Origin of the sequence: Mesorhizobium sp. M7A.F.Ca.US.006.01.1.1 (assembly GCF_003997935.1) — a bacterium.
Lineage (GTDB): Bacteria > Pseudomonadota > Alphaproteobacteria > Rhizobiales > Rhizobiaceae > Mesorhizobium.
Genome location: NZ_RZQL01000366.1, coordinates 1 through 4914, shown reverse-complemented (window position 1 = coordinate 4914; position 4914 = coordinate 1). Strand labels below are relative to the sequence as shown.

The following is a 4914-nucleotide window of genomic DNA, read 5'->3' as shown; positions in this document are numbered from 1 at the left end:
GTCCTTCTTCTTGTCGGGCCGGAAATGATCGGTATCGACGCCGCGCGTCCACGGCCGCAGCTTGGTGAAGCCGCGCGCCGAGAGGTCGTCGGCGAGCGACTGGGTGGCGACCAGCGTGCCCTGGCCGGAATTGTGGAAATCGCGCAGCCAGCGATAGGCCCAGCTTTCCGGCACCGGCAGGCGGGCGCTGAGATATTCGGGAAAGCGCGTGTGATAGCTGGTGGTGAACGGACGGCCGGCATTGCGGCAATAGCGCCGCGCCATGATGCCGAGCGGTCCTTCGGTGACGATGTGGATGTGGTCGGCCTTGCCGGCGTCGATCAGGCGCGCGACATGGCCGGGCGTGGTCAGCGCCAGCCTGATGTCGGGGTAGGTCGGCAAGGGCAGGGTGCGAAAGATGTTGGGCGTCAGGAAATCCACCGCGACATCGAAGGATTTCAGCGTCTCGGTGAGCCGCTCCAGCGTGTGGACAACGCCGTTGACCTGCGGGCGCCAGGCGTCGGTGACCATCAATATGCGCATGGCGGCCCTTTGCTTGAAAGGTCGACGGTTGCCTTGAGACGATGCCGGAACGGCGACCAGCCTGCTGCTCTCGCTTCGCTCCAGCGCACCCGGACGGGCACGGGGTCGAAGTGAGGCGGCAAGGCCGAATCAATTGAGGTCGCGCGCTTCATGCGCGCTCTTGATCATGGTTTCATGACGGGCGGATGAAGCCGGTTTCCACTTTTCGGAATCGTGCCCGGTTATGCGGGAACCTTTATGATGGCGCGCAGTCCGCCGAGCGGGCTGTCTTCAAGAGTGATATCGCCGCCATGCGAGCGGGCGATGTCGCGGGCGATCGACAGGCCGAGCCCGGTGCCGCTGGCATCGAGGTTGCGGGCCTCGTCGAGCCGCACGAAAGGCTTGAACACGTCTTCTCGTCGGTCGGCGGGAATGCCCGGACCGTCGTCGTCGATGGTGACCAGCAGCGAGCCGCGGCCATGGGTGGCGTTGACCTCAACCGTCTTGGCATAGCGGAAGGCGTTGCCGATGACATTGGACATCAGCCGGGCAAAGGCGTTCGGCCGCACATGCACATCGGGGTCTCCGGCGAGCGTCGTCGACAGCTTGCGCTTGCGCAGCCTGGCCTCCTCGTCGAGCTTCTCGAAATAGGCCTCGAGATCGAACCGTCCGGCGTCTTCCGAAGCCTCGCCACGGGCAAAGGCGAGATAGCCTTCGAGCATCGACTGCATATCGTCGATGTCCTGGTCGAGCGCGGCCTTGGTCTCGGCCTTGCCGCCGGAAAGCGCCAACTGCAGCTTGAAGCGGGTGAGGATGGTTCGCAAATCATGGCTGACGCCGGTCAGCATGGCGGTGCGTTGTTCAATCTGGCGCTCGATGCGCTCGCGCATCTGCATGAAGGCAAAGCCGGCGCGGCGAACCTCTTCGGCGCCGCGCGGCCGGAAGTCGCGCGGCATCGGCCGGCCCTTGCCGAAACTTTCGGCGGCTTCGGCGAGCATCAGGATCGGCCGGATCTGGTTGCGCAGGAAGGGAATGGCGATCATCAGGAGCACCAGCGAGGTGCCGACCATCCAGATCAGGAAGATGTGGGTGTTGGAGGCATAGGCTTGGCTGCGGCGCACGAAGACGCGCAGCACCTTGCCCTCGAGCTGCACGCGCACCTCGACGATGTTGGAGTTGCCGACCGTGTCGATCCAGAACGGGCGGTTGATCTGGCGGGTGATCTCGGACGAGAGAACATCATCCAAAATCGAGAAAAACGGTTTTGGACCGGGCGCGGGCAGTGGGTCGGGCGGCAAGAGGTCGACCTTCAGCTGCATGCGGTCCTGGGCGATGCGGATGATGTTGGTGTAGTCGGCATCGCGCGGATAGGTCTCGATCAGGTCGATGATGGCGGCGATGTCGCGTACGGTGGCCTGCGACAGGCGCTGCGTCACGGTTGCCCAATGACGTTCCATGAAGACGAAGGCGACGACTGATTGCAGCAGGATCATCGGCGCGATGACGATGATCAGCGAGCGAGCATAGAGCCGCTTGGGCATATAGAGCGAGACGAGGCGCCAGAAGCGGTTCCAGGCGCGCGGCACCGCCTTCAGCGTCCGCGCGGCGCGTGCGCTCAAGCCGCCATTGCCCGGCTGTTCCAGTTCCGTGGTTGCCATTCGCTCTTTTCGCTTGCCCGCAGCCGTTCAGCCGGCCGCAGGCGGCATTCTATTCCACGCTGAGCCGATACCCAATACCGCGTACGGTCTGCAGCCAGACCGGATTGGACGGATCGCGCTCGATCTTGCGGCGGAGCCGGTTGATCTGGACGTCGATGGTGCGCTCGCCGACTTCCGAATCGTCGCCGACAAGCTCGTGGCGGGGTATCGTCTCGCCCGCCCGCGCGGCGAAGATCGCCAGGATCTCCTGCTCGCGGTCGGTCAGTTTCAACGCCTCGCCGCCGCGCTTCAATTCGCGCCGGGCGATCTGGAAGGTGTAGGGGCCGAAGACCAGCTGCTCGACCTTGGGCGTGGTCGCCGGGCCTCCGCGGCGCAGGATGTTGTTGATGCGCAGGATCAGCTCTCGCGGATCGAACGGCTTTGGCAGATAGTCGTCGGCGCCAGCCTCCAGCCCTGAGATGCGGCTGTCGGTCTCCGACAGCGCCGTCAGCATCAGGATCGGTACGTTCTTTTCGGCCCGTAGTGACTTGGTCAGGTCGACGCCCGTCTCGCCGGGCATCATGACGTCCAGCACCAGAAGATCGAAGTCGAGGCCGGCTAGCTTGCGCCTGGCTTCGCCAGCATTGCCTGCGACGGTGACGCGAAAGCCATTTTCGGTCAGGTACTGCTTAAGAAGATTGCGGATGCGGGTGTCGTCGTCGACGACAAGCAGATGCGGCGCGTCGTCGTCCGGTGCGGCCGCGTGATCGACCCGTTCAGTGCTCTCCATGGCTTTTCCCTGACATTTTTGCGGACCCAACGTCGATCTGCGCCCTCAGTTCCGGATTGACCATCGCTTCGAGGAACCGTTCCACCAAGGTCCGTTCGGTTACTCCGGAATCCCCCAATGCAGCATGGATGCGGCGCGACTGTGGCCGCGCCAGCGCCAGCGCCAGCGCACGGCCTTTGGCTGTCGGATAAAGTTCGCGCTGGCGGCGGTCGCGCGGACCTTGCAACTGCACGACATGGTCGGTGTCGATCAGTTGCTTGAGCACGCGGGCCAGGCTTTGCTTGGTGATCTTCAGCACGTCGAGCAGTTCGGCGACCGTCAGGCCCGGCCTGCGGTTGACGAAATGCAGCACCCGGTGGTGGGCTCGGCCGAAGCCGTAATCGGCCAGGATCTGGTCCGGATCGGAGGTGAAGTCGCGATAGGCAAAGAAGAGCAATTCGATGATGGCGAAGTCGATGCCGTCCTCGACCGACATCGCGGTCCTGATCGGTTTTCCGGCGGCTGGGCTTCGATCCGTCATTATTTCTCCGTGGGAAAGAGAGATTATGTCAGTACTATTGACGTAATTTCCCTGCAATGGTAATTTTTGACAAGCTTTTGGGCGGATTGCGAACGAAAAGGCAAGGGAAGCCGGTTTTTCCGGAACTTCCTGAGTTTGCCAGAGCGCAATTATCCGCCTACGCTCCACCACAAAAGCCGCTTTGGGCGGCCGACACGAAACACACAACGACAAAACTATCCGGGCTGCCGCCCGCGGGAGGTTAACATGGCATCCGTTCCCTTCGATCAACTCGATGGCTTCATCTGGATGAACGGCGAATTCGTCCAATGGGGTGACGCCAAAATCCATGTGCTGACGCACGGGCTGCATTACGCCAGCGCTGTTTTCGAGGGAGAGCGCGCCTATGGCGGCGAGATATTCAAGCTCAACGAACACACCGAGCGCCTGCATGAATCGGCACGCCTGCTCGGTTTCAAGATCCCCTATTCGGTGGCCGAACTCAACGACGCCTCTTCCACGCTTCTCAAGAAGCAGGGTTTCCAGGACGCCTATGTCCGACCGATCGCCTGGCGCGGCAGTGAGCAGATGGGCGTCTCGGCGCAGAACAACCGCATCAACTGCGCCATCGCCATCTGGCAATGGCCGAGCTATTTCGATCCTGCGCAGAAGCTGAAAGGCATCCGTCTCGACGTGGCGGAATGGCGCCGGCCCGACCCGCGCACCGCGCCTTCCAAGTCGAAGGCCGCCGGTCTCTACATGATCTGCACCATGTCCAAGCACGCCGCCGAGGCCAAGGGCTATGCCGACGCCATGATGCTCGACTGGCGTGGCCAGGTCGCGGAAGCGACCGGCGCCAACATCTTCTTCGTCAAGGACGGCAAGATCCACACGCCCAAGCCCGACTGTTTCCTTGACGGCATCACCCGCCGCACGGTCATTGGGCTGGCCAAGGATCGCGGCCTGGAGGTGATCGAACGCGCCATCCTGCCTGAAGAGCTGGAAAGCTTCGAGCAGTGCTTCCTGACCGGGACGGCAGCGGAAGTGACGCCGGTTTCGGAGATCGGACCTTACCGATTCGAGGTCGGCGAAATAGCCAAGAATCTTATGAATGACTATTCTGCGGCCGTTCAGCCCAAGCACGCGATCGCCGCAGAATAACGAAAGTCACAGCTTTTTTAGGAAGTAGGGGCGGTTTTCGGGCCGCCCCTTTTATTTCAGCGTTTCTGCATTTGACTTTCGTCCAATTCGGCGTCTCATGATGGTGTCGGCCCGGGAGGCTGACAGCTATGGAGGGACTAATCATATGGACATGAACACGCTTCTTCCGATCATCATACAGGTGATTACTGGCGTCATCGGTGGTCAGGCGGTCGGTGCGGCGCTCAAGACGGCGGCGATGGGTCAGCTTCCCAAAATCCTGGGCGGAGCCATTGGCGGCGTCGGCGGTGCGGCGATCCTCGGCAGCCTGCTGGGTGGCGGGGCGG

At 62.5% G+C, this 4914-nt stretch carries 5 protein-coding genes and 1 pseudogene; 2 read left to right on the top strand and 4 right to left on the bottom strand.

What is annotated here, in order from left to right; all coding sequences use genetic code 11:
- From EN943_RS34910 to EN943_RS34895, 4 genes are all read right to left on the bottom strand, one after another.
- Positions 1-522, bottom strand: a 522-nt coding sequence (locus EN943_RS34910) for a glycosyltransferase (RefSeq protein ID WP_164778546.1), incomplete at its 3' end; no start/stop codon positions are given.
- Between the two features lie 221 nt (positions 523-743).
- Positions 744-2159, bottom strand: a complete 1416-nt coding sequence (locus EN943_RS34905) for an ATP-binding protein (RefSeq protein WP_127416366.1) — start codon at positions 2157-2159, stop codon at positions 744-746.
- A gap of 49 nt (positions 2160-2208) precedes the next feature.
- Positions 2209-2928 carry a response regulator transcription factor gene (locus tag EN943_RS34900; protein WP_013530014.1) on the bottom strand — a complete coding sequence of 240 codons (720 nt, stop codon included), beginning with the start codon at positions 2926-2928 and terminating at the stop codon, positions 2209-2211.
- Complete coding sequence (locus tag EN943_RS34895; protein WP_027039379.1) at positions 2915-3448, bottom strand: MarR family transcriptional regulator; 534 nt, start codon at positions 3446-3448, stop codon at positions 2915-2917. Before EN943_RS34895 ends, EN943_RS34900 begins: the two co-directional genes overlap by 14 nt.
- A 246-nt stretch (positions 3449-3694) precedes the next feature.
- Between EN943_RS34895 and EN943_RS34890 the strand changes: the two genes are divergently transcribed.
- Complete coding sequence (locus EN943_RS34890) at positions 3695-4588, top strand: branched-chain amino acid aminotransferase (RefSeq protein WP_013530016.1); 894 nt, start codon at positions 3695-3697, stop codon at positions 4586-4588.
- Between the two features lie 145 nt (positions 4589-4733).
- Positions 4734-4914 (top strand): annotated as a pseudogene (locus tag EN943_RS34885) (hypothetical protein); the annotation flags it as partial.

Excerpts from the sequence above, each read along its gene's own strand:
- EN943_RS34900 (WP_013530014.1), bottom strand. The coding sequence starts at position 2,928 with ATGGAGAGCACTGAACGGGTCGATCACGCGGCCGCACCGGACGACGAC.
- EN943_RS34890 (WP_013530016.1), top strand. The coding sequence starts at position 3,695 with ATGGCATCCGTTCCCTTCGATCAACTCGATGGCTTCATCTGGATGAAC.
- EN943_RS34905 (WP_127416366.1), bottom strand. The coding sequence starts at position 2,159 with ATGGCAACCACGGAACTGGAACAGCCGGGCAATGGCGGCTTGAGCGCA.
- EN943_RS34895 (WP_027039379.1), bottom strand. The coding sequence starts at position 3,448 with ATGACGGATCGAAGCCCAGCCGCCGGAAAACCGATCAGGACCGCGATG.